The sequence below is a fragment of the Acinetobacter sp. YH12145 genome (assembly GCF_013418335.1).
In the GTDB taxonomy this organism is placed as follows: domain Bacteria; phylum Pseudomonadota; class Gammaproteobacteria; order Pseudomonadales; family Moraxellaceae; genus Acinetobacter; species Acinetobacter amyesii.
The window spans coordinates 105,972-130,345 of record NZ_VPCE01000008.1 but is presented as its reverse complement, the minus strand read 5'-3'; the positions used below and the strand labels follow the sequence as shown (position 1 = coordinate 130,345).

At 39.9% G+C, this 24,374-nt stretch carries 22 protein-coding genes, 1 pseudogene and 1 riboswitch; of the genes and pseudogenes, 17 read left to right on the top strand and 6 right to left on the bottom strand.

All coding sequences use genetic code 11. From position 1 onward, the window contains the following. Positions 1–31: 31 nt before the first annotated feature. The 3 genes from FTU80_RS10660 to FTU80_RS10650 all read left to right on the top strand — a co-directional run bounded on the left by FTU80_RS10660 (position 32) and on the right by FTU80_RS10650 (position 3,375). Entirely contained in the window at positions 32–1,201 is a 1,170-nt protein-coding gene (locus FTU80_RS10660) for a thiolase family protein (protein WP_078193795.1), read from the top strand. Positions 1,202–1,334: 133 nt separating this feature from the next. Further along, positions 1,335–2,834 carry a succinate CoA transferase gene (locus FTU80_RS10655; protein ID WP_180054798.1) on the top strand — a complete coding sequence of 500 codons (1,500 nt, stop codon included), beginning with the start codon at positions 1,335–1,337 and terminating at the stop codon, positions 2,832–2,834. 223 nt (positions 2,835–3,057) lie between these two features. Next, complete coding sequence (locus FTU80_RS10650; RefSeq protein WP_372491152.1) at positions 3,058–3,375, top strand: hypothetical protein; 318 nt, start codon at positions 3,058–3,060, stop codon at positions 3,373–3,375. 90 nt (positions 3,376–3,465) lie between these two features. Here FTU80_RS10650 and FTU80_RS10645 read toward each other — a convergent pair whose 3' ends face one another. After that, complete coding sequence (locus FTU80_RS10645; RefSeq protein ID WP_180041495.1) at positions 3,466–4,167, bottom strand: HAD family phosphatase; 702 nt, start codon at positions 4,165–4,167, stop codon at positions 3,466–3,468. A 190-nt stretch (positions 4,168–4,357) separates the two neighbouring features. Between FTU80_RS10645 and FTU80_RS10640 the strand changes: the two genes are divergently transcribed. From FTU80_RS10640 to FTU80_RS10595, 10 genes are all read left to right on the top strand, one after another. Further along, positions 4,358–5,251 (top strand): LysR substrate-binding domain-containing protein, encoded by an 894-nt coding sequence (locus FTU80_RS10640; RefSeq protein ID WP_078190935.1) that lies wholly within the window; start codon positions 4,358–4,360, stop codon positions 5,249–5,251. A 181-nt stretch (positions 5,252–5,432) separates the two neighbouring features. Continuing rightward, positions 5,433–6,467, top strand: a complete 1,035-nt coding sequence (gene tauA, locus FTU80_RS10635) for a taurine ABC transporter substrate-binding protein (RefSeq protein ID WP_180085018.1) — start codon at positions 5,433–5,435, stop codon at positions 6,465–6,467. A gap of 10 nt (positions 6,468–6,477) precedes the next feature. After that, positions 6,478–7,263, top strand: a complete 786-nt coding sequence (locus FTU80_RS10630; RefSeq protein ID WP_180085017.1) for a taurine ABC transporter ATP-binding protein — start codon at positions 6,478–6,480, stop codon at positions 7,261–7,263. Position 7,264: 1 nt separating this feature from the next. Then, the gene (gene tauC, locus FTU80_RS10625) at positions 7,265–8,131 is read left to right on the top strand and encodes a taurine ABC transporter permease TauC (RefSeq protein WP_180085016.1); all 867 of its coding nucleotides are present in this window, start codon (positions 7,265–7,267) and stop codon (positions 8,129–8,131) included. Positions 8,132–8,161: 30 nt separating this feature from the next. After that, positions 8,162–9,007, top strand: a complete 846-nt coding sequence (gene tauD / locus FTU80_RS10620) for a taurine dioxygenase (RefSeq protein WP_180085015.1) — start codon at positions 8,162–8,164, stop codon at positions 9,005–9,007. 280 nt (positions 9,008–9,287) lie between these two features. Then, a riboswitch (guanidine-I (ykkC/yxkD leader) is annotated at positions 9,288–9,399 on the top strand. A 29-nt stretch (positions 9,400–9,428) separates the two neighbouring features. Then, positions 9,429–10,166, top strand: coding sequence for an urea amidolyase associated protein UAAP1 (locus FTU80_RS10615; RefSeq protein ID WP_180085014.1), 738 nt, complete (start codon positions 9,429–9,431; stop codon positions 10,164–10,166). 11 nt (positions 10,167–10,177) lie between these two features. Then, a complete protein-coding gene (locus FTU80_RS10610) occupies positions 10,178–10,840 on the top strand; it encodes an urea amidolyase associated protein UAAP2 (RefSeq protein WP_180085013.1) in 663 nt (220 codons plus the stop codon). Positions 10,841–10,844: 4 nt separating this feature from the next. Beyond that, entirely contained in the window at positions 10,845–14,450 is a 3,606-nt protein-coding gene (gene uca / locus FTU80_RS10605; RefSeq protein WP_180085012.1) for an urea carboxylase, read from the top strand. A gap of 128 nt (positions 14,451–14,578) precedes the next feature. Beyond that, the gene (locus FTU80_RS10600) at positions 14,579–14,926 is read left to right on the top strand and encodes a type II toxin-antitoxin system RelE/ParE family toxin (RefSeq protein WP_180085011.1); all 348 of its coding nucleotides are present in this window, start codon (positions 14,579–14,581) and stop codon (positions 14,924–14,926) included. A 1-nt stretch (position 14,927) separates the two neighbouring features. After that, complete coding sequence (locus FTU80_RS10595; protein ID WP_180085010.1) at positions 14,928–15,230, top strand: helix-turn-helix domain-containing protein; 303 nt, start codon at positions 14,928–14,930, stop codon at positions 15,228–15,230. 73 nt (positions 15,231–15,303) lie between these two features. On the opposite strand, the gene FTU80_RS10590 is transcribed toward FTU80_RS10595, so the two are convergent. From FTU80_RS10590 to FTU80_RS10575, 4 genes are all read right to left on the bottom strand, one after another. After that, positions 15,304–15,693 carry a hypothetical protein gene (locus tag FTU80_RS10590; RefSeq protein WP_180085009.1) on the bottom strand — a complete coding sequence of 130 codons (390 nt, stop codon included), beginning with the start codon at positions 15,691–15,693 and terminating at the stop codon, positions 15,304–15,306. A 93-nt stretch (positions 15,694–15,786) separates the two neighbouring features. After that, positions 15,787–16,353 (bottom strand): hypothetical protein, encoded by a 567-nt coding sequence (locus FTU80_RS10585; protein ID WP_180085008.1) that lies wholly within the window; start codon positions 16,351–16,353, stop codon positions 15,787–15,789. A gap of 287 nt (positions 16,354–16,640) precedes the next feature. After that, entirely contained in the window at positions 16,641–18,593 is a 1,953-nt protein-coding gene (locus FTU80_RS10580) for a triacylglycerol lipase (protein ID WP_257221491.1), read from the bottom strand. A gap of 200 nt (positions 18,594–18,793) precedes the next feature. Then, positions 18,794–19,876: a putative zinc-binding metallopeptidase gene (locus FTU80_RS10575; protein ID WP_180085006.1), complete on the bottom strand. Its 1,083-nt coding sequence runs from the start codon at positions 19,874–19,876 to the stop codon at positions 18,794–18,796. Between the two features lie 448 nt (positions 19,877–20,324). On the opposite strand from FTU80_RS10575, the gene FTU80_RS10570 reads away from it, so the two are divergent. From FTU80_RS10570 to FTU80_RS10560, 3 genes are read left to right on the top strand one after another with little or no spacing between them, the layout of a single operon-like run. Then, a complete protein-coding gene (locus FTU80_RS10570; protein ID WP_078190923.1) occupies positions 20,325–20,765 on the top strand; it encodes a CopG family ribbon-helix-helix protein in 441 nt (146 codons plus the stop codon). A gap of 11 nt (positions 20,766–20,776) precedes the next feature. Beyond that, the gene (locus FTU80_RS10565) at positions 20,777–20,974 is read left to right on the top strand and encodes a hypothetical protein (protein ID WP_180085005.1); all 198 of its coding nucleotides are present in this window, start codon (positions 20,777–20,779) and stop codon (positions 20,972–20,974) included. Next, positions 20,971–21,993, top strand: coding sequence for an ABC transporter substrate-binding protein (locus FTU80_RS10560; protein ID WP_180085004.1), 1,023 nt, complete (start codon positions 20,971–20,973; stop codon positions 21,991–21,993). The genes FTU80_RS10565 and FTU80_RS10560 overlap by 4 nt, the downstream gene beginning before the upstream one ends. 96 nt (positions 21,994–22,089) lie before the next feature. On the opposite strand, the pseudogene FTU80_RS10555 reads toward FTU80_RS10560, so the two are convergent. Beyond that, positions 22,090–22,758: pseudogene (locus tag FTU80_RS10555) on the bottom strand (epoxyqueuosine reductase QueH). 624 nt (positions 22,759–23,382) lie between these two features. Here FTU80_RS10555 and FTU80_RS10550 point away from each other — a divergent pair. Further along, entirely contained in the window at positions 23,383–24,372 is a 990-nt protein-coding gene (locus FTU80_RS10550; protein ID WP_180085003.1) for a putative oxygenase MesX, read from the top strand. Positions 24,373–24,374: the final 2 nt, after the last annotated feature.

Sequence of the window (24,374 nt, the reverse complement as noted above, 5' to 3'; positions counted from 1 at the left end):
TTAAAAGATTTAAAACAGGATGAAATAAGAAATGATTGTAATTGTAGATGGCGTACGTACAGCGATGGGTGGTTTTCAGGGTTCACTTTCATCTTGTACAGCCCCAGACTTAGGTGCTGCAGCGATTCAGGCTGTTGTTGCACGTGCAGGTTTAGAACCTACAGATATTGACGAAGTTATTTTTGGCTGTGTATTACCGGCTGGTCTTAAACAAGGTCCTGCACGCCAAGCGATGCGTCAAGCAGGCTTACCAGATACAACGGGTGCCACCACGATTAATAAAATTTGTGGTTCAGGCATGAAGGCAGTGATGCAAGCAGCTGATGCGATTAAAGCCGGTTCGGCCAATATTGTGGTTGCAGGTGGTATGGAGTCGATGTCAAATGCGCCATATTTACTTGAAAAAGCGCGTTCAGGCTATCGTATGGGTCATGGTAAAACCACAGACCACATGTTCCAAGAAGGCTTAGAAGATGCTGAGACAGGTTTATCGATGGGTATTCTGGCACAAGATATGGCAGATAAAAAAGGCTATACCCGTGAACAGCAGGATGCTTTTGCCATCAACTCACTCAATAAAGCCGTTGCAGCGATTCAAGGCGGTTTCTTCAAAAATGAAATCGTGCCAGTTACTGTTAAAAGCCGTAAAGGTGACGTCGTTGTTGACACAGATGAACAGCCATTAAGTGCTAAGCCTGAAAAAATCCCAACACTGCGTCCTGCATTCAAAAAAGACGGCACGATCACAGCTGCCAATGCTAGCTCAATTTCTGACGGTGCATCTGCTTTGGTGGTTACATCAGAAGAAACGGCTCAAGCACGTGGTTTAACACCACTGGCAAAAGTCGTTGCTTATGCTACAAATTCACAGCATCCGTCAGAGTTCACGATTGCTCCAGTCGGTGCTATTGAGAAAGTACTTGCACAAGCCGGTTGGGATGCACAAGAAGTTGACCTGTGGGAAGTCAATGAAGCATTTGCCATGGTTACAATGCTGGCGATTGATGGATTTAACTTAGATGAAGCAAAAGTGAACATTCATGGTGGTGCTTGCTCACTTGGTCACCCACTAGGTTCATCAGGTTCACGTATTATTGTGACGCTGATTCATGCCTTAAAACGCACTGGCGGTAAAAAAGGTGTCGCAGCACTGTGTATTGGTGGCGGTGAAGCAACTGCAATTGCGGTTGAACTGATTTAATTTGCCTCAATTTATATAAGTAAGCTTTTAGATAAGTACGTTTTTAGATAAGCAATAACAAACGCTATCTCAGTTCGCTGGGATGGCGAAAAAAGATGTTTATTTTGAGATATTTATTTTTTGAGATTTAATTATGAATGGTTTAGATCGCATTCGCTTACTCTCCCTTCGCGACAAAGTAATGTCTGCTGAAAAAGCGATTGAGTTAATTCAAGATGGTTCAGTGGTTGGTTTAAGTGGTTTTGGTGGTGCAGGTGAGGCAAAGACGGTTCCATTGGCACTTGCAGATCATGCAGTTTCACATCCTCTTCGTATCACGTTGGCAACGGGTGCTAGTTTAGGAAATAGTATCGATGGTCGCCTCAATGCGGCGCATGCGATAGAACGTCGTTATCCGTATCAAGCAGATCCTGGTTTACGTAAAGCCATTAACGCTGGCGAGGTCATGTATATTGACCAACACTTGTCTGAAATGGCCGATAATATTCGTCATCATAATTTACCGCGCATTAATGTGGCCGTTATTGCAGCGACTGCAATTACAGAAGATGGTCAAGTTATTCCGACAGGTTCATGTGGTAACTCAGCCAATTTCATTGAAATGGCAGATCATGTGATTATTGAAATTGATAATACGATTAACCCAGTGCTCGAAGGTGTACATGATATTTATGTGCCTAAAGCGCGACCAAACCGTGGGCCAATTCCACTGACTCAGGTTGGTGAACGTATTGGTACGATTGGGATCAATGTCAGCCCCGATAAGATTTCAGCTATTGTGTTGAATGATCTGCCAGATACCCAGTTTAAAATGGATGAACCTGATGCTGAAACCCTAGCGATTGCTCAGCATCTGATTGATTTCTTTGAAGGTGAAGTGGCAGCAGGGCGTTTGCCTGAAAATTTAGGCCCGCTACAGTCAGGTGTGGGTTCGATTGCAAATGCTGTATTCGCAGGTTTTGAGCATTCGAATTTTCATGATTTGGAAATGTATTCAGAAGTACTACAAGACTGTACTTTCCAGCTAATTGATTCTGGAAAAATGAAATTTGCCTCAGGCTGTTCAATGACGCTGTCTGAGCCTTGTGCACAGCATGTGATGAACAATTTTGATCAGTACAAAGACAAAATTGTGTTACGTCCACAAGAGCTATCTAATAACCCTGAAATCATTCGACGTTTAGGCATTATTGCGATTAATACGGCGCTTGAGTTTGATATTTACGGAAACGTAAATTCGACCCATGTGACGGGTACGAAAATGATGAACGGTATCGGTGGTTCAGGAGACTTTACTCGTCATGCGCACATTGCCATTTTCGTGACTAAGTCGATTGCAAAAGGTGGTGCGATTTCATCTGTCGTGCCAATGGTGAGTCATACCGACCACACTGACCACGACGTTGACATCGTAGTTACAGAGCAGGGCTTGGCAGATTTACGTGGTCTTTCACCACGTGAGCGTGCACGTAAAGTCATTGAAATCTGTGCACATCCAGATTATCGCGCAGCATTGTTGAGCTACTTTGAACGCGCATGTGAGCGTGGTGGTCAAACGCCGCATATTTTAAAAGAGGCTTTATCTTGGCATGCCACTTTTGAAGAAACTGGTTCAATGCGTCAAATCGTATAAATCTAAAGATTGAAAATATTTAAATAAGCCCACAATCAAGTGGGCTTATTTATTATGAAAGACTACAAATGTTTCAAAACATGACAAAAGAAAAACAGCAGGACTTGGTTTGCAACTTTTGCACAACACGAACGGTCTAAAGTTCTCTTCAAGGCTTTCTATAATGCAAAATTCATTGACAAAGAAGGTCAGTATTTTGAAAAAGATTCAATTATTTTCTGCGATGTTGTTCGCAGTTCTCCTCACTGCATGTAAACAAAGTCCAGCGCCTGATTATGCTGGAACATGGCAAAATACCGCAGTAGATCCGCAACTTGAAAATGCGCTGATTATTAGTAAAAATGGTGAAAACTATTTCATTACCAATACTTTAAAAGATAAAAAAAGTGGTAAATCTGAAAAGAAAAATCCTGTACCTGCATCTGTCGCTGAATCTGGGTTACTGGCTGTAAACTCTGGGACAGGTGCTGTTGAATTTGCGATTGACGAAAAAACGGGAAATTTAGTCGGGTCTGGATCCATTTATAAAAAAGTAAAATAGATCAATTATCTATTGATGCAAAAATATCAAAAGCAGCCTCTAAATTGGGCTGCTTTTTTAACTTTAAAGCGAATGTTTATTTGCTTTAACTCAGTTCAGAACCGAAGAGAAATCATGGATAAAATAATCCGCTTTATTTTTGATTTGCTCAATTTCGTGCTCTGAATATGCATCATACACGGCAACCACTTCAATGCCTGCTGCATTTGCAGCTTCTACACCAATGAGTGAATCTTCAAAAATTAAACATTCTTCAGGTCGAACTGCAAAATGTTCAATCGCCTGTAAATAGACTTCAGGATGCGGCTTAATATTTTTGACACTTTCACGGGTCAGGATCAGATCAAAGCTATTTTCAAAATGCAGCATTGGATAGATGTTAATATTTTTTTGATATCGATAAATATTTTGCAGGCTGGTCGTGGTGGTAATTGCCACCTGAATGCCTTGCTGAATGAGCTGTTGAACAAATAACGCTGCATGTGGTTTAAGCAAGATGATATGTTCTAAAAAATGCTGTGAAATGGCATATCGTTGCTGTTTGATTTGATCTGCTGTGTGTTGTTCAATCTTATAAGTATCTTTTAGATAGTTACAGTACATTAAGTAAGGGTCTGGTGTATTTTTAAATAATTGCAGCTGAATGTCACGTTCACGTTGAATTAAACCCAGTTGGATGGTTTGTCCAGTTAACTGTTGAATCAAATCTGCGTCGACCTGATTCCACACGCCAACAGAGTCGATAAGTGTGCCATCTAAATCAAAACAAACCAGTTTTTTTCCTTGAAGCATGTTGATATCCAAATTCGAGCTGTGTCTATTATGCGGACGGATTGGAGTGTTGAAAAGCCAAATGCAACTGAGCAGGCTAAACTGGCGTTTCATCTGCAATAAAAGTAATATTTCGTTATTGGCTTTTTGTATAATTCAGCAGATGATGCACAGCATAACTTGCAATATTTAATTAGGGATTAAATCTTTCGTGTTTGAATTGGACTGTAAACTTCTTAGCATTTTTTTTCATGTTTATAAGTACAAAAATGTGTCACAAGCTGCTGAACACTTGCAGATGAGTCAGCCTACAGTCAGTAATATTTTAAATAAAATACGACAGCATTATAACGACCCCTTATTTTTACGTATCGGCAATGAAATGGTGCCTACGGAGTTATCGCGTCAATTATTTCCTTTAGTTAGCGAAGCCTTGAGTAAAGTTGAAGCCATTAATAATTTTACGATTAATTTTGATCAAGCCATTTCAGATCAACAATTTACTTTGGCCATGACCGATGTTTCGCATTTGGTTTTATTGCCTAAAATCAGCCAATATCTAAAAAAACACGCGCCACAAATACGTCTGAATGTACGCCCGATTACCACTGAAACCAGTTATCAAATGGCGAATGGTGAAATTGATTTAGCACTGGGGTTTTTACCGCATTTGGAAAGCGGCTTTTATCAGCAAAAACTGTTTGAGCAATATTATGTGGTGATTGCAGCTAAGGATCATCCACGATTAACGGGTGACACCATTACAACTGAGCAATATTTATCAGAGTCACATATTGATATTGATGCAGGTATGGGGCACTACCATATTGAAAATGAACTGCTTAACCTTGATTTAAAACGTGATATTTTGATGCGTTTACCTAGTTATTTAGGTGTGGGCTTGGTTGTGCAAGACACTGATGCGATTGCTACTGTGCCGTATTACTTGAGTGAAGTATTGCTTTCACGCGGTAACTTAAAAATATTTGATGCACCGATTGCATTTCCAACCTATGGCGTAAAGCAATATTGGCATATGTCTTGCCATCATAAAACTAGCCATCAATGGCTACGTCATATGTTCCATGAAATCTTAGTGAAGTAAAAAATACCATTAAAAGATCTCATGTAGAAAATTGATTGCTAGACGTTTAGTGAATAAAAGCATAAGTATTCCACTAATCGATAAATGCAATTTTGTGATAAATATTGTCAATTAACTTATTTTTCATCATAAAGCTGACTGATTAGTATGTGAATTAGTTATCACTTTTTATGAAAAAAATATGAGCGGCAAATCTAAACCTTTAATTATTACGGCGATCGTCATTGTGGCGATCGCTGCTTTCGTATATTTCCAAGCTAAAAAATCTACTCCTGACACTTCAACGGCTGCAATTGCGCAAAAAGATCAGAAAGCGGTAGTTATTGCCTATCAAACTGGTGTTGATCCGAGCAAAGTGGCGCAGGCCAATGGCGATTATGAAAAAGACAGCCAACAAAAAATTGAGTGGAAAAAATTTGATACGGGCGCAGACGTTGTAAATGCTTTGGCATCAGGTGATGTCAGTATTGGCAATATTGGTACCAGTCCTTTAGCTGCTGCCGCCAGCCGTGATTTACCTATTGAAGTGTTTTTTATCGCAGCAAAACTGGGTGCTTCAGAAGCCTTAGTGGTGAGCAATAAATCAGGCATTCAAAAACCTGAAGACTTAAAGGGTAAAACCATTGCTGTCCCTTTTGTTTCTACAGCACATTACAGCCTGCTTTCTGTATTAAAGCATTGGAATTTATCTGAGGCTGAGGTCAAAATTATTAATTTGCGCCCGCCTGAAATCTCAGCAGCGTGGGAACGTGGTGATATTGACGCGACTTATGTATGGGAACCCGCTTTAAGCAAGGCGAGTGCCACAGGTAAAGTTCTGACCGATTCTAAGCAAGTTGCAGAATGGGGCGCACCAACCTTTGATGTATGGGTGGTTCGTAAAGACTTTGCAGAGCAAAATCCAGAGTTTTTAAAATCTTTCGTTCAAACTTCTTTAAAGAAAATAGATGAATACAATCAAGATCCGAAAGCGTTTGAAGCGAATACTGCTTATATCAATAGCATTGCGCAATTAACCGGTTCTGATGCGAAAGATATTCCATTGCTGCTATCTGGCAATATTTATTTGAACCAGCAGCAGCAAGCTCAAAGTTTCAGCACAGATTTTGCCAAGAATATTTTAGATACAGCGACCTTTTTAAAAGCCCAAGGCAAAGTAGATAAAGTTAAAGCTGATTACAAGGACAATGTAACAGCCTTATTTGTTCAGCCTTAAGGATGTGAAAATGAGTATCTTAAAAGCGGAAAATATTAGCCTGACCTATCCTGAACATGAGGTGGCTGTACTAAAAAATATCAATTTGGACGTGCCTGAATCGACTTTAACGGTTGTACTTGGCGAGTCTGGCTGCGGCAAAACGACGCTTTTAAATATTCTGGCGGGTTTTCAACCGGTGAGCGCTGGCCACGTCAAAATCGATGATGAAGTTCTAACTGGCCCAGATGCAAGACGTGCTGTGGTCTTCCAAGAACATGCCTTACTGCCTTGGCTCAATGTGTCAGATAACGTGGCATTTTCCTTGAAATTAAAAGGCTTAAAAAGTACGGAGATAAAGTCACAAGTTGCATCTATTTTAAATACCGTCGGGCTTTCGCATGTGTCAAATGCCAATATCTGGGAACTTTCAGGCGGGATGAAACAGCGCGTTGGTATTGCACGTGCCTTGATTAGTCATGCACCATTTATTTTGCTGGATGAACCCTTTGCAGCACTCGATGCATTTACCCGAGAAAGTATGCAGGAGTTTGTGCTCAATTTATGGATTAAAGAGAAAAAAGGTTTCTTCCTCATTACCCATGATATTGAAGAGGCGCTTTTATTAAGCAATCAATTGGTACTGATGACAGCGCGTCCGGGTACGATTGTTGAAATGCTCAAGCTGGATTTTGCTGAGCGCTACCTTAAAGGCGAATCTATACGAGCGATTAAGTCTGATCCGCAGTTTATTCAGCTGCGTGAAATGTTGTTTGAACGCTTAAAAGCGCAAAAATTACATGCGGTGGAGTCTTAATATGAATACGCAAATTCAAAAATTAAATAAGGCTCATCTCAGCGAAAATCGTGCAGAAGCAGCAACATTAAACAGAAGTTCCTCTACTTCTATATTTAGAAAAAATTTACCACTTATTGTAAGCATCGGCAGCGTGCTGAGCTTGCTGGTGCTTTGGTTTGTCGTAACCACTTTGAAAATTATTCCTGAGCTTTTTTTACCAAGTCCAGCAGCGGTATGGCAGAAGTTTATTGAAGTCAGCCAGCAAGGTTTTATGAAAGCCACGCTTTGGCAGCATTTGGCTGAAAGTATTGGCCGTGTGTTTAGCGCACTTATTGCTGCTATTGTAATTGGTGTGCCTTTAGGTTTATGGATGGGACTCAACAAATGGGTACGTGCTGTATTTGATCCACTAGTGGAGCTGCTCCGTCCCATTCCACCGCTTGCATACTTACCGCTATTGGTGATTTGGTTTGGTATTGGTGAAACCACCAAAGTACTGCTGATTTTCTTTTCTATTTTGGCGCCAATTATTATCAGCAGTGCTCATGGTGTGATCAGCCACCAAAAAAACCGTGAACGCGCAGCATTATCTTTAGGCGCAACGCGCTTGCAGGTTTTGCAATATGTGATTTTACCAACAGCTTTGCCGCACATATTAACGGGTGTGCGCATTGGCTTGGGCGTGGGCTGGTCAACACTGGTGGCTGCAGAGCTGGTTGCTGCTGATCGTGGGATTGGTTTTATGGTGCAGTCAGCTGCTCAGTTCTTAATTACAGATACTGTGATTCTTGGAATTATTGTGATCGCGATTGTCGCAGTAAGTTTTGAGTTATTTTTACGTTGGCTGCAAAAGCAGTTGGCGCCTTGGTATGGCCAACAGCTGTAAATAGATTTAGAGATTGAAGAAGATTTAATTATGTCATTGCAAGCGAAGCAAATTAACCCAAACATTGGCGCCGTTATTGAAGGTATCGATTTAAACCATGCCGATACACCGGTGCTGCTGGAAATAAAACAAGCACTATTGCAGCATCAAGTGATCTTTTTTAGAAAGCAGGCGCTTAGCGCACAGTCGCAAGTGAGGTTGGCAAAAACCTTTGGTACTTTGCATATTCATCCGATTTACCCTGCGATGGATGATGCACCGGAAGTGATTGTACTGGATAGCCACAGACAAGATTTAAGAGACAATGATCTTTGGCATACCGATGTGACTTTTAGTCAAACACCACCGTTGGGCTGTGTGCTGCAAGCGATTAAAATCCCTGAGTTTGGTGGGGATACGCTCTGGGCCAGCGGTACAGCTGCTTTTAATGCGCTCAGTGAAGATTTAAAACAGCAACTACGCGGTTTGACAGCGACACATGATATACGTAAGTCTTTTCCATTAGAGCGCTTTGGCACAACAGCAGCAGACCGCGAACGCCTTGTAAATAGTTTCCGTAAAAATCCGCCAGTGGTGCATCCTGTCGTACGTACACACCCTGAAACTGGTGCTGAAGTGTTGTTTGTGAATGAAGGTTTTACGACGAAGATTAACGAACTGAATGCACATGAGAGCGATAAGCTGCTGACATTCTTGTTTGAACATGCGGTGAAGGAAGAATTTCACTTACGCTGGAAATGGCAAGAAGGTGATGTCGCTATTTGGGACAACCGCTGTACGCAGCACAAAGCGCTGTTTGACTATGGCGATGCGCACCGCATTATGCATCGTGCAACTGTGAATGGCTCGGTACCATTTTATAAAGCAGCAAGTTAAAAGCGAAAGTAGCTGTTTGCAAACATCACAGGAAAGGCCCAATACTAAAATTGGGCTTTTTATTTTGAAGAAATCTAAAAAAGATAAATTCAAAAATACTTAACCATGATCGCACATGCACAAGGATGATGCATACCTAAGCAGATGCACAGTTCAAAAATAGCGCAATTTAAAACCAATACTGTAGCTTAAGGATCAAAACGAACCCTAAAACCTTAGTAATACGTTTTATTCAAACCGTAATACTAAATTGGCACAGCCTTTGCATTTCTACATACATCATAAAGTGATCTAGGGTTCCGATACATTTCTATGTATGACCGCGACCGAGAGTTCACGGCTTCGTTTTAATTCAAAGCAAAGCTGCACGGAGGGATAAAAGCCCGGGAGGTAAACAGTTAAGAATTAGGCAGAGGCTGCAATGAGCACAACACATTATCATGATGATAAAGCACTATGGACTGAACTTTTACCGGGTGGACACCACTGGTCAGCGCGTATTCAGCGTGGGGCAGTATTACAGCTTAAATCACTTGGGCAAAATGCCAATGTGTCGCTGTACTGTGTAAACAGTGAAGATAAGCTTGAGCGCTACAACATGCCAGATAGCCTCAAAGGGCAACACACGGCGTATTTAAGTACAGGGCATATTTTGGCGTCGGATTTAGGCCGTGCCATGATCTCGATAGTCAAAGACGATCATGCTTGGAATGATGCGTTTTGTGCACCAAGTACCGCATCACAAATTGAAAACCAATTTGGCAGTAAAACTTTCCAAGATGCCCGTAATGATATGTACCGCAACGGCAAAGATAGCTTATTGCTTGAAATGACCAAGTTTGGTTTATCTGCAACCGACTTAAGTTCAACACTTAATCTCTTCTCTAAGGTTGCGCCTGATGATACAGGTAACTTGTCTTATATCGACTCCGATAACACCGATCAAATTATTGAACTGCGCTTTGAAATGGATTGTTTGGTGTTTTTATCCAGTGCACCACATGGATTATCTCAAGCAGAAGAATATAACCCTGCTGACGTACAACTAAGTTTATTTAAGGCGTTGCCTTTGGCAGACACCGATTTTTGCCGTGATTCTTGCCCGCAAAATCAACGTGCTTTTCAAAATAATAAACGCTATTACGCTTTAACGGCTTGAGGGGAATGATTATGACTGCATTAGTAAATCCAACACAACATTCTGAAAAATCAGTGTTAAGCGAAGTATGTTCTGCCGGTGAAGCATGGATGTGCGAAGTCAAAAAAGGGCAGTATTTCCGTATCGTTGACCTCGAAGGCAATCAAGCGGTTGATACGCTTTTTATCTCTAGCCAAAATCCTGAAGAGCGTTATAGCGCAACTGATACCTTAGCGATTAATCAACAAATCTATTTAGAAAAAGGCACAGCTTTATACACCAACTTTGGCAATAAAATTGCCACCATTCATGATGATAACTGCGGTCGTCATGACACTTTAGGTGGTGCATGTTCATGTGAAAGCAACACCGTTCGTTATGCAAATGACAAATATCCAATGCACAGTTGCCGTAACAATTTCATGATTGCGTTATCTCAGCATCCGATTGCCAAAAAACATGGCTTAAATGTCCGCCATATTGGCCCAAACATTAACTTCTTTATGAATGTACCTGTGACTGCGGATGGTCATTTGAAATTTGATGACGGTATTTCTGCACCGGGTAAATATGTTGAAATTAAAGCTGAAATGGATCTCATTGTCCTCATTTCCAATTGTCCGCAACTGAATAACCCATGTAATGCCTATAACCCAACAAAAATTCAATTGATCATCCGTGACGGTGAGGAGTAATACCATGTTCAATAAAGTCCTCATTGCCAACCGTGGTGCAATCGCGTGTCGAGTGATCCGTACACTCAAAAAATTAGGCATTCAATCTGTTGCTGTGTATTCCGAAGCAGACCGTGATTCTTTGCATGTGACCTTGGCGGATGAAGCAGTATTTATTGGTGATAGTCCTGCCAGCCAAAGCTATTTAAATGTCGATAAAATTTTAGAAGTCGCAAAACAAACAGGTGCAGAAGCGATTCATCCGGGCTATGGTTTCTTGTCTGAAAATGCAGAATTTTGTGATCTCTGTGAAGCTCAAGGCATAGTATTTTTAGGGCCAAATTCGGCGCAAATGAAATCCTTTGGCTTAAAACATACGGCGCGAGAACTTGCGATTCAAGCCAATGTGCCTTTATTGCCGGGCAGTCAGCTTTTGGCAGATGAAGCAGAAGCGTTAGTTGAAGCAGCACGCATTGGCTATCCAGTCATGCTGAAAAGTACCGCAGGCGGTGGCGGTATTGGCATGCGTTTGGTGTGGAATGAAGAAGAGCTGAAAGATGCTTATTCTACGGTTTCATATCTTGCCCAAGCCAACTTTAAAGATGCAGGCTTGTACCTCGAAAAATTCGTGCAAAATGCCCGTCACATCGAAGTACAAATTTTTGGTGATGGCAAAGGTCAAGTGATTGCACTGGGTGAGCGTGATTGTTCGGTACAGCGCCGTAACCAAAAAGTAATTGAGGAAACCCCGGCACCGCATATCAATGATGAACAACGTGCTTATATCCAAAATGTCGCAATTCAATTGATGCAGTCGGTGAAGTACCGTTCTGCGGGTACGGTTGAATTTGTCATGGATACCGACACACAGGAATTCTATTTCTTAGAAGTGAATACACGCCTGCAAGTTGAACACGGTGTGACAGAGCAAGTCTTTGGTGTAGACCTTGTGGAATGGATGGTGACTCTCGGTAGTGGCGATTGGATTGCACCAACAGCAGAACTTGAATCGAGAGGTCATTCGATTCAAGTACGTTTATATGCCGAAGACCCGATCAAGAACTTCCAGCCAAATGCAGGTTTACTTACACATGTCGAGTTTGATAGCCATGCCCGCAATGAAACTTGGGTGGAAACAGGTTCCAATGTATCGTCATTTTATGACCCGATGATTGCCAAAATCATTGTCAAGGCAGATGACCGCGATTCAGCAATTCAAGCCATGACCGAAACACTTGCCAAAACATCGGTTGCAGGCATCGAAACCAATCTTGAATATCTACAAAATATTATCGACTGCGATGTATTTAAAGCCGGTACGCAAACCACACGTTTCTTAAATACATTCGAGTGGAAAACTCAAAAAATTGAAGTGTTGCAATCAGGCATTCAAACTTCTGTGCAAGATGTGACAGGTCGTTTGGGGTACTGGGATGTCGGTGTGCCACCCTCAGGTGCGATAGATCCATTATCACTGAATGTTGCAAACCAGTTGCTTGGTAATGCCTATAACACTGCAGGGCTTGAATGTACCCTACAAGGGCCAACCTTAAAATTCCATTGTGACAGCCAAATCGTACTTGCCGGCGGTGATATGCCGTCGACTTTAGATGGTCAGTCTGTGCCAATGTGGCAAACCGTCAATGTGTGTAAAGGTCAGATTTTAAAATGTGGCAAAATCGCGACAGGTTGCCGTACTTATATCGGCATCAAAGGTGGTCTGAATGTGCCTGAATATCTCGGCTCACAAGCGACTTTTACCTTGGGGCAGTTTGGTGGTCATGCCGGGCGTAACTTACTGATTGGCGATATGCTCCCAATTACAGCATTCACAAGCGATGAAATTAAAGCTCTTGCACCTGAACAAGTGCCTTCATTTAGCCATGAATGGGAAATTGCGGTGATGTATGGCCCACATGGTGCGCCTGATTTCTTTACCAAAAATGACATTGATACTTTCTTTGCCAATACTTTTGAGATTCACTTTAACTCAAGCCGTACCGGTATTCGTTTAATCGGGCCAAAACCGGAATGGGCACGTGAGGATGGTGGTGAAGCAGGTCTGCATCCATCCAATATTCATGACAATGCTTATGCCATTGGTGCGATTGATTTCACTGGTGATATGCCGATTATCTTGGGTCCAGATGGTCCAAGTCTCGGTGGTTTCGTTTGTCCTGCGGTGGTGATTCATTCTGAGCTATGGAAATTAGGTCAATTGAAAGCCGGTGACAAAGTTAAATTTGTGCCTGTGAGCTATTACCAAGCCAAAATGCTGAATGAAAAATATCATGCGCAACTAGAAGCTTCAGATACCCAAGCTGTCGCATTTGATGAGTCGTTCTATCCTGAACTCGCAACCTTAAAAAATGCCGTGCTTGATACCTTAAAAGGTGAAAATGGTGCGCCTGATGTGGTGTATCGTCCTGCCGGAAACAACTACATGTTGGTGGAATATGGTGAGTTGGTGCTTGATCTAAACTTACGCTTCCGTATTCATGCACTCATGCAATGGGTTCAAAAGCAAAATATCACAGGGATTATTGATCTCACACCGGGGATTCGTTCGCTGCAAATTCATTTTGATTCGATCAAGCTTGATCAAATTGATTTACTTCGTTTACTGCAAGTCGCTGAAGCTGAACTGCCTGATGTGACTGAGATGCAAGTACCGTCACGGACTGTGTATTTACCACTCGCTTGGGAAGATTCACAAACCCAGCTAGCGACAGAGCGTTATATGCAAACGGTACGTCCAGATGCACCATGGTGTCCTGATAATATTGAGTTTATCCGTCGTATTAATGGTTTAAAAGACAAACAAGCGGTCAAAGATGTGGTTTATGACGCAAGTTATTTGGTCATGGGCTTGGGCGATGTGTACTTAGGCGCACCTGTGGCAACGCCACTTGATCCGCGTCAGCGTTTAGTCACCACCAAATATAATCCTGCACGAACTTGGACACCTGAAAATGCCGTGGGTATTGGCGGTGCATATATGTGTGTCTACGGCATGGAAGGTCCGGGGGGCTATCAGTTTGTTGGTCGTACCACGCAAATGTGGTCACGCTACCGTAAAAATGCCGACTTTGAACAAGGCAAGCCGTGGTTATTGCGCTTCTTTGACCAAATTAAATTCTATGAAGTGTCTGAAACTGAACTTATGCAAATGCGAGAGGACTTTAAAGCGGGTCGCTTAAAACTGCGTGTAGAAGAAGGTGTACTGAACCTCAAAGAATACAATGACTTTTTGACTGAAAATGCCGAATCAATCTCTGCATTTAAATCTGTCCAACAAGCCAATTTTGATGAAGAACGTCGTCGTTGGCATGAAGCCGGACTTGCAGAATATGTTTCTGAAAGCTTAGATGCTGTAACCGATGATAGCGATATTCAAATACCTGATGGTGGCTGTGCTGTGGAATCGCACATGCCGGGCAGTATTTGGAAAATTGAATGCAAGTCAGGTGATATTGTGGAAGAAGGTGCAACCTTAGCTGTAATTGAAGCTATGAAAATCGAAATCCCCATTATTGCACCTGAGCGGATGATGGTTTCTGAAATTACTATTGAGAAAGGGCAAACAGTGAAAACAGGGCAAGTGTTGTTTACGTTGTCGCCAGTGGCATAAAAAATCCTCACTAACCCTCCTTTAAAAAAGGAGGCAATTTTAAGACCGTCCGTGAGGGCGGTTTTTTATTTGCAGTGTTTACTCGATTAAATTATGATATAGCTTATAGTCTATATTTTGGTTGTGCTATGTGGGCAGTATTGACCACAGATGTATTTAATGAATGGCTTGCTCAGCAAGACGATTCGACACACGAAAAGGTCTTGGCAGCTTTGGTGGTGTTGCAATCACAAGGGCCAAGCTTAGGTCGACCTTTGGTGGACACTGTATATGATTCTAAATATACCAATATGAAAGAACTTCGTGTGCAACACCGTGGCAAACCGATTCGAGCTTTCTTTGCTTTTGATCCATTAAGACAAGCGATTGTGTTATGCATTGGTGATAAAAGCGGTAAAAAGCGTTTTTATACAGAAATGCTGGCAATTGCTGATGAGCAATATACTTTGCATTTAAAGAGTTTAGGAGATTCCTAACATGGCTAAAAGTTTACAAGAGTTATTGGCAGCTCGCTCTGCTGAAAGCCAAGCTCGTATTCAGAAAATGGCAGAAGAACTGATGCTTGAACAGCATCTTCACATGATTCGTGAAGAGTTAGAAATTTCACAAAAAGAGCTAGCAGAAACTTTAGGGATAAAACAGCCTTCGCTTTCTGCAATTGAAAACCGTGGTAATGATTTAAAAATCTCAACCATGAAAAAATATGTGGAAGCAATGGGTGGGAAACTTCGTATTGATGTCGAATTGCCTACAGGTAAACATATCGGGTTTAATGTTTAATTAAAAAAGACCGTCTGTAAGGGCGGTTTTTTTATTGCAACTTTATAGTCTAAAGATAGGTTTATTCGGACTTTCAGATTTCTGTTTTAATACTTAAGGTATCAGAAGGATCAAGACTATCTTTAATGGATTGTTTTGGTTCCATATCATTAATACCATTTGTTTCATCTTCATAATGGGTGTTTTCTGATAAAAGCATCTGTTCGGAAGTATCATGAGTTTTAGTATTAGACTGCTGAGGTAATTCGTCTTTGAATAGCCATATTAAAATGAACCCTAAGAATAGAGCGCTAAGAGTGAATTTAACAATTGACCATAAACACCCACCTTTCTTTTTCTGATGTTTAAGTACGAAATCATGACCACAATTTTTACACTTATAATTGCTAAATGGTATAAAAATACTATTTTGGGAAGTCAGTTTAGTTTGAATGCTATTACAGACAGGGCAATTAGGTCTCATTTTTAAATCCTTTAAGCAATTTTATTTTATATAAATTAATCTCAAAGTATAATTAATAACTCATTAAAATAATTAATAAATTCAATTAATTTCTTAAATTTTTATATAAGGTTTATACATGATACCAAGATGGCAAGCAGGACACTTAATACAGGTGATTACAGGAAATATGGGAACTTTTGAGATAGGTATCGTTTTATTGTGATACTTTCTTTTCTGAGCAATTATTTTTTCACATATCAGCTCATTTTTAGGAAAGATCAAAGACACTTCTTGGAATAAATTGTCTTCTTTAAACCTATTCAGAGTTACTTTTGCATAAGCCCTTCGATTGGCTAATAGAATTATATTTTTTGCATAGCTCTTTATTTCATTTTTCTTAAATTGTTGGGCTTCATCCGTTAAAGACTCAAGAAAATAAGGTTGCTTGCTAAGCAAATTGTGGTCTTTACCTGTAAAAGGCTTATAGGTTTTGTACAGATTCAGGTATTTCTTGATGTACTGAACTTTGAATAAATTAGAAGAAGCTAATAAGTTTTCTAATTCTGTTAAAAATAGATCATGCTGTGTTTTATCGTCTTTTTTATGTATTGTAGTTGGCTTAACAGTTGGAATTGTATAAGGTTGCTTCTTTTTAAACATCTCTAAAAATTTAAACATTTTTCATGCTCTCGTTATGTTTATAATGGAAAGGAAAAATCTTTAATTTTATATTTTTTATCTAAAAATAGATTTCCCATGAGTCGGTTTTTACTAATAAAAAAGTTTAGCCTTTTAACTTCTATTGATTGACCTTTTTTCATTTAATTATCCAAACTATAAAATTTTAAACTTTCAGCCCAAAAGTATAATTTTTCTGTCATAAAGCCCCCAAAATATAAAGCTAATTTAGCAATAAAACACTGCTTTTAAAAGATAATTTATAAATACATAAAGCAATTTGATCGTTATTGATTCAACGCTTCATTGTCCAAATGTTCTCTCAAAATGCGTCGCAACTCTAAAATGGCATCTGGAGACTCATGGATGGAATGTCCACCATTGAATATCTTTTCAGACACCGCGCCATCTAGATGAGAACTTGTATAGGGAACAATGCCATCCGACATTTTGCTCGGTTCATTACTTTGCGTCTGATTCCCCATAATAGAATGATAAGGAATATCTTTATTAGGCATGATGTCAGCAGACAACAGCATAAAACGTGATTTTTGACTTAAATCTGCTGGCCCAGACTTAATCAGGCCCATCGTTGAATTTTTTGCATTCGGGATTTCAACATTGACATCATTTAAAAAACTTAAAGGCAATACTACGATTTTTTTCGCCAAATTGGTAAACCAGCGGTCTGCATAGTCAGTACCATGATGCGGTGCGGCAATGAAAATTGCACGACTAACTGGCTTCAATGGTTTAAAGACAAAACGATCGCGGATAATTGGATGACGTTGTAACTGTGTGTTTTGTTCATAGTTCATGAGTGGAATAGCTTGAGCGGAAATATCAGCATCGCTAACCAATAAACGACTGATGATACCGCCCATACTATGTCCGATAATGACAGCATCCTGAGCCGATGGCGTATTGGGCTGAACAGTTGCAAATGCCTGTTTGAGTAAAGTATTGATTTGAAAACGACTCTCAAATATTGGCATATTGGTTGAGTAAAACACTTGCCAAACTTGGTAATGATCACGCAGTTTTTGATCACCCATGATGTTATTGGTCAAACCAATCCAAGTTTCAGGACTGCTGGCTAAACCGTGAACCATAACAATAATTTTTTTATTGGGTTGATATGGCTCTAACATAAACACATGTGGCATGCGCAAATGTTCTTCCTTATTCAGAAGTGTCCAATAGCCAGATTGTCCTAATTTATTTTCGGCTAACCAAAGTCCATAAGGCACAGAATAATTGGCTGTTAGTGTATAGGGCTGAGATTCAATTTTTGCCTTTTTAAATTGATAGGGATTAAATAATTCAACCTTAAAGTCTGATTGCGGCGACAAAATTTCACTAATGCTGCTATTGGTCTTGGCAGGCTCTGCGATCGCACTGACAGATAAATAGCGTGCTGTATGGATATTGGGGTTGGGTTTATTTGAATAATATTGTTCAGGGTCTAGTACAAAAGGCTGGGCAGCAGACAGATCCGTGGCTTTTTTGACTAAGACAAATTCAGAACCAATTCCTTCCTGACGGTTAATGGTTTTTAAGCCTGAAAAATTAAAATTATAGCTCGACAGTAATTTATCAATGTCCGCATTTTTGATTTCAGGATAATGCTCATAGTTAAAATGATAAAGCGATGAACCCAGCATTAAACTTTCAGGCATTTGCTGATAGTCAAAACGGGTAAATGATGAGGTGATTAAACGTGATAAAGCCACATTATAAAAGGTGCGGACTTGTCCCTGACGCAAATCAAATAAGCGTTCTTCTGGGGCTTGAGCGGATTTAAATAGATAGACATAGCTGTAGCGCAGACTGAAATCCAAGTCTGCAAGCTGTTGATCCATACACATTTTTATTTTGCGTGAAGCTAATTTTCCGCTGTGTTGTTTTAAGCTTTTTTTGCATTGTGGATTTTGATCGGCTCTTAAAGCACGTGCCATGTACAGCTCACTTGCTGCGGCATAGACTTGAGCAATATCTAAAGTTTCATTATTACGCATTTTGTGAATACAGCTTTCAAGCGCATTTAAACAAGATTGGTCGCTTTCATTCACCATTAACAGGATTTGATGGCTAAATGTACTGAGCTTCTGATGGGTTAATATGCTATCTGTTTTATTATTTAGTGACGCACTGAGTTGATTTTCTTGTAATTTGACCAATTGGCATCCACTGAGCAAACTCAGGCTGATGATACACATAAAACGAGCTGGTAAATGCATGAAAGGCATCATTGGAAAGGTCACAGGCATCTATTTTTTGTTATTTTAACCTTTATAAAATAGTAAAAATAGGGCAGGTGTTACAGCGCTCAATCCAAGAAAATTACTACGTATACATCCTTTCTATAAGCTAATGTACGAATGCTGTAATACAGAAAAGTTGATCTGAGGTTCAAACAATATCACGTATTAAATTTAATCTAATTGTGCTGCTGGTTTTTTAAGGTCATGTTGAGCAGTTTGTGGTGAATGAATCGTAATTTATCCAATACTGGATTCGACAATGTAAATGGATATGCATCATCTAAGCCCATGCTGCGGTTCAACGCATTTAAATTAAAGGTCAAGGTCATCCAGTGTTGCAGTAGTAGGTCAAAATCCTGAGCGCCAATCGGGTTTTCTTTTAATTCTAAATTATTCAAATCCGACTTATTGGTTTTGACCACTAATCCTGCATAGTAGGCTGTTTCTAGGGTGTCCATCATATGCAAATAATGCGCCCATGTTTCCGCCCAATCTTCCCAAGGATGCGTACTGGCATATGAACTGACATAGTAATCCGCCCAATTTTGTGGCGCACCGTCATTATAATGTCGTTTCAAAGCTTCACTATAATCTTGTCGTTCATCACCAAATAGTTCCCGAAATTCATCAATCAGCTCTGGGTGTAAATGTTTGATCAAATCAAAATAATAATGACCGCTTTCATGTCTAAAATGACCTAGAAGTGTACGGTAGTTTTCACCCATTTTTATACGCGTTGTTTCGCGGTAAATCACATCTGCTTCACTGGCATTTAAGGTAATAATGCCATTGGCATGACCGGTCATGACTGGTGTATTTTCTGTTGGCATCAAAAAATCAAAACGAAGTCCAAAACGGTCATCTTGACTGCGTTTAGGACGCGGCATGGTATTCAGTTGCTGCATCAAATATAAAAAACGCCGTTTGGCATGTTCCAATCGTGCCCAGTACACAATATGGTCTGGGTTATCTAAGTTGGGAATGGTATGCGTGAGCAGGCAAGACTCACAATAAATTTCGTCACTGTCAGCAGGTACCATCCAGTTGCAAACCTGATGATGCTGATAATTATGACAAGGTTTAAAGCGTTTTCCCTTTATTTCAGGATTTAATGCAAGCCATAACGTACTGCTATGCTTGTCAAAACAGCCCATTTGCTTTTCAGAGGCAATATAACCCAGCGCAGTCTGACAATTGACACAGTGTGAATTGGCAAAAAAGATTTGGTTAGAACAGACCGCGCAGCTGAAATACTTCATAGGCGTTGAGTGATGAATAGATAGATCAATCAGTATAAATGATGTTCAATGTTGATGAAATAAATTGAACTTCAAGTTTGTTACATGCCGGTCAATGCTCTTGTTTAAGAACAACGACCTTTAGAAATAGTCTTTCATCAAATAATACATCGCAGCAATAGTGCAAAGGGGTCTCGATGAGTGCATTTATTGCACAAATCATGAACAGTAAAATTTAAAAGAAAGTTAAAAGAACAAAATAATCGATCATTTTTTGTATTTCTCACTTGGCACAGATTCTGCATTTCTATCGATATTACGAAATAAATATTTTGTATTACTCAAACAGGAGATGCATATGAACCGCCATCAATCTGCAACATTTCTGCATCAATTAAAGCAATTTTTTATTGAGTTACTGAGCGCCCGTGCGGGTTTCTATATTCAGCAAAAAAAATAAGGAAAAACAGTGCCTAAACAAAAGCTGGCGCGTATCAGTATTACCGTGCCTGAAAAAACAGTCGATGCTTTGGATCAAAAAATTGTCGATCAGCATTATGAAAGCCGTTCTCAGGCCATTGTCGACATGATCAATAAGCATCTGATTGCCGATCAGGAGCAGCGCAACGAAGTGATGGTTGGCACATTTACCTTACTTTATGACGCAAGTAGTACGGCGCTACGTATTCAGCTTTTAGATTTACAGCAGCAGTTTTTAGAACAAGTGGTGAGCTCGCTGCATATTCAACTCGATGACCACAAGATTTTAGAAGTCATGATTCTGCAAGGCGTTAGTTCAGAGCTAAAAGTCATCAGTCAGCATTTTTCAGCACTTAAGGGTGTGATTAAAGGACATTTGGAGTTGATGGACGCTGTAATGCCGCCAATTCCGCAAAATGCAAAGAATTAAGGAGTTTTAAAATGGGTCAATTATATCGATCACAAGGTCAGTTTAAGGACCAAATCACAGACCAACAGCAAGCACATGCTAATGCAGGTAACCAAAGACCAAATCGTGCAAAGCACAATGCTAAATCTGTCAGCAATCCGAATACACCATCGTTTTTGTATACCAATACCAAATTTAACTGTAATGCCATCGGGGAAATCGCACTATGATCAAAAAAGCCTGCTTATCTGCATCCGTTGTGACCGCTATCTTACTAGGTGGCTGTGACAATACGGCCAAAACACCTGAACCAAACGCGCAAGCAGAAGGCACAGTCAATACAAAAGCCATCACGATCGGATATAGCGACTGGCCTGGTTTTGTCGCTTGGCAAGTTGCTATTGAAAAAGGCTGGTTGAAAGAAGCCGGTGTCAATGTAGACTTTAAATGGTTTGATTATTCAGCCTCACTATCTGCATTTGCAGCAAATCAGTTGGATGCTGTTTTGGTCACCAACGGCGACAACTTGGTTACGGGTTCTGGCGGCACGAAAGGCGTCATGATTATGGCGACGGACTATTCTGCGGGTAATGATGTCATCATTGCTAAAGATGGCATCAATAGCCTTGCCGATTTAAAAGGTAAAAGTGTCGCGACAGAAAAAGGCTTGGTTGATCATTTGCTTTTGGCGACGGCGTTGGATGATGCAAAAATTCAAGCCTCTGATGTGAAGTTGGTCAACACTATGACCAATGAGCTGCCACAAGTATTTGCCAGTCCTGATATTGCAGCGATTGCCGTGTGGCAACCGGTCGCAAATCAAGCGCTGAAAGCTGTTGCTGGATCTAAAATCATTTATACATCGAAAGATAAACCCGGTCTGATTTACGACACATTAACCGTCAACATGACACATTTATCTGCCAACAAAGAAGAGTGGAAAAAAATCATTCAGGTTTGGGATAAAACGGTTAAATACATCAACGACCCTGCAACGCATGCAGATGCAGTGAAAATTATGTCGACCCGTGTCGGCGTAGATCCTGCACAATATGAACAGTTTATTGGCGGGACACATTTACTGGATTTAGCTGCTAACAAACAAGTCTTTAAAAAAGGAACTGGTTTTGACTCAATTTATGGCTCTAGTTACCACGTAAATAAATTTAATGTTGCTAATGGCATTTATAAAACTGAAATGGATGTCGATGGATCAATCTATCCAGCTTTGGTTGAAGAACTGAAATAAGTTGAAACGTAAATAAAAATAAGCCCTGAATAGTATAAATTCTTCAGGGCTTAACATTATCAATTTAATATCAATGCAAATAATGAAGTGCAGAACTCAAGCTTCTTCATCCATGGCATTTGAGTAAAACTTTACACCCAGTTTGATACAGTCACGGCCATGACTCATACGGCAGCGGTTGGTATCACGCAGTGAATATACGCACCCACAATATTCTTGCTGGTAAAATTCCTCATTTTTATTGATCTCTAGCATTCGCACAGCGCCACCATTTTTATGCCAGTTATAGTCCCAATAACTTATGCCTTCATAATGTGAAGCGGAGCGATGACCACAGTCATTAATCTGCTTCATATTTTTCCAGCGTGAAATTCCCAGTGAGCTACTAATTAAGCTAAAACCTTGTTCTGCCGCATAAAGTGCAGTACGCTCGAAGCGCATATCAAAACACATCGTGCAACGAATGCCTTTTTCAGGCTCATTTTCATACCTTTAGCGCGAGCAAACCAATTGTCTGTGTCATAGTCAGAGTCAATAAACGGAATGTTATGTTTCTCGGCAAAGCGGATATTTTCCTCTTTACGGATTTCATATTCTTTCACAGGATGAATATTGGGATTGTAAAAGAAAATTGAAAAATCGATACCTGATTCAATTAATGTTTCCATGACTTCGCCAGAGCATGGTGAAACAGCAAGAGTGGAGTAAAAGCTTGTCATGACCTACTGGGAGAGTCAGTGTCTGACGTTCTAATTTATTAGACAGGATTTTAAGAAGGTATAAGTATAAACCGAATATTTTAGCGATTCCTTAACATACCAAAGCTCGAATATGCTGGTTTTTTCTAAGTACAAGTTGAGTCATATTCAGTATATTGACTAAAAAGCTGAAACGACATGAATATATGCTTATTTCATATTTGATTTATCTATTTATGGCAAGGTTTAAGAACTTTATAGCTCAGGACAAAAGTATATTAGTGTTACAGGTTCAATATTAAAACAATTAGTGATTTGATCTTTTTTCATTTTACAGTTAGAAAAATTCACCCTAATGAATAAATCCGCTGAATTTTGAGAGTGGAGATAGTGAGCCAATCTGTACGATTCGACACATTTCAGATGTGTGTTTGAATGAAAAAATTTTCATTGAATTTTTTTTAAGCCCTTATTTATATTAAATAAAATTTAAATGCTACCTGGGTGGCAGTTTTTTTATCGCCAGTTGAATGATGCATAGTTGAAGAAAATTCATTGTATTTAAATCTTAAACATGAATTTATCTCACTTTGAGTTGAGGTTAAATCATTTTTATTCATCTTAAGTTTCACGTATAAATTACTTCATACAGAAATTTTGATTATTTTTAATTTTAGGGTAGTGAATCTTCATGAGTCATAAATTTGCATGTTCAATCAAACGTATCTGCTTTGATGAAAACTATAAACCAGCTGACAATACACGTTTAACAACGAACTTTGCCAATTTGGCACGTGGTGAACACCGTGAAGAGAATCTGCGCCGTACTTTGGCAATGATTAATAACCGTTTCAATAGTTTAGCTACTTGTGACAACCCAAATGCAGATCGTTATTCACTTGAAATTGACATCATTTCGGCTGAACTCGATGTGGAAGGCAATGGTCAAACTTTCCCATTTATTGAAACTTTAAAGAGCACCATCATCGACCATAAAACCAATGAACGCATTGAAGGCATGATCGGCAACAGTTTTTCATCGTATGTACGTGACTATGACTTCAGCGTGGTATTACCAGCACTCGGTTGTAAGTTCAATGAAAAACCTGAAGATTTTGGCGATTTACATGGAAAGCTATATCAACACTTGATCAATTCAGAGGTATTTAAAGCTGAATTTAAGAAACAACCTGTCATCTGTTTAAGTATTTCAACGACAAAAACCTATTACCGTACTGCAAATGTGCATCCGATCTTAGGTGTGGAATACACCAATGATGATCACTCCCGTACAGATGATTATTTTGCAAAAATGGGCTTAAGCGTTCGTTACTTCAAACCTGAAAATGCGACTGCACCATTGGCATTTTATTCAGCAAATAACTTGCTGAGCGACTATACAGATTTCGAACTGATCAGCGCGATCAGCACCATGGAAAGCTTCCAAAAAATCTACCGTCCTGAAATTTACAATACCAATGCGACAGCAGGTTTAGTGTATCAACCAAGTTTAAGCTTTGGTGATTATTCATTAACCCGTATTGTGTATGACCGTGTTGAACGTGGTCAGTTGGCGGTTAAACAGGGCAAATGGACAGAAGAGAACTTTATCCAGCCATATAAAGACATTCTGAATGAGTGGGCGGCTAATTTTAGTATTGAAAATGCAGCCGCAGCTTAATT

Coding starts and splice junctions, on each gene's coding strand:
- FTU80_RS10650 (WP_372491152.1), top strand. CDS start 3,058: ATGTTGTTCGCAGTTCTCCTCACTGCATGTAAACAAAGTCCAGCGCCT.
- uca (WP_180085012.1), top strand. CDS start 10,845: ATGTTCAATAAAGTCCTCATTGCCAACCGTGGTGCAATCGCGTGTCGA.
- FTU80_RS10615 (WP_180085014.1), top strand. CDS start 9,429: ATGAGCACAACACATTATCATGATGATAAAGCACTATGGACTGAACTT.
- tauC (WP_180085016.1), top strand. CDS start 7,265: ATGAATACGCAAATTCAAAAATTAAATAAGGCTCATCTCAGCGAAAAT.
- FTU80_RS10590 (WP_180085009.1), bottom strand. CDS start 15,693: ATGAGACCTAATTGCCCTGTCTGTAATAGCATTCAAACTAAACTGACT.
- FTU80_RS10580 (WP_257221491.1), bottom strand. CDS start 18,593: ATGCATTTACCAGCTCGTTTTATGTGTATCATCAGCCTGAGTTTGCTC.
- FTU80_RS10585 (WP_180085008.1), bottom strand. CDS start 16,353: ATGTTTAAATTTTTAGAGATGTTTAAAAAGAAGCAACCTTATACAATT.
- FTU80_RS10600 (WP_180085011.1), top strand. CDS start 14,579: ATGTGGGCAGTATTGACCACAGATGTATTTAATGAATGGCTTGCTCAG.
- FTU80_RS10550 (WP_180085003.1), top strand. CDS start 23,383: ATGAGTCATAAATTTGCATGTTCAATCAAACGTATCTGCTTTGATGAA.
- FTU80_RS10630 (WP_180085017.1), top strand. CDS start 6,478: ATGAGTATCTTAAAAGCGGAAAATATTAGCCTGACCTATCCTGAACAT.
- FTU80_RS10655 (WP_180054798.1), top strand. CDS start 1,335: ATGAATGGTTTAGATCGCATTCGCTTACTCTCCCTTCGCGACAAAGTA.
- FTU80_RS10565 (WP_180085005.1), top strand. CDS start 20,777: ATGGGTCAATTATATCGATCACAAGGTCAGTTTAAGGACCAAATCACA.
- FTU80_RS10595 (WP_180085010.1), top strand. CDS start 14,928: ATGGCTAAAAGTTTACAAGAGTTATTGGCAGCTCGCTCTGCTGAAAGC.
- FTU80_RS10610 (WP_180085013.1), top strand. CDS start 10,178: ATGACTGCATTAGTAAATCCAACACAACATTCTGAAAAATCAGTGTTA.
- FTU80_RS10575 (WP_180085006.1), bottom strand. CDS start 19,876: ATGAAGTATTTCAGCTGCGCGGTCTGTTCTAACCAAATCTTTTTTGCC.
- tauD (WP_180085015.1), top strand. CDS start 8,162: ATGTCATTGCAAGCGAAGCAAATTAACCCAAACATTGGCGCCGTTATT.
- FTU80_RS10660 (WP_078193795.1), top strand. CDS start 32: ATGATTGTAATTGTAGATGGCGTACGTACAGCGATGGGTGGTTTTCAG.
- FTU80_RS10560 (WP_180085004.1), top strand. CDS start 20,971: ATGATCAAAAAAGCCTGCTTATCTGCATCCGTTGTGACCGCTATCTTA.
- FTU80_RS10645 (WP_180041495.1), bottom strand. CDS start 4,167: ATGCTTCAAGGAAAAAAACTGGTTTGTTTTGATTTAGATGGCACACTT.
- tauA (WP_180085018.1), top strand. CDS start 5,433: ATGAGCGGCAAATCTAAACCTTTAATTATTACGGCGATCGTCATTGTG.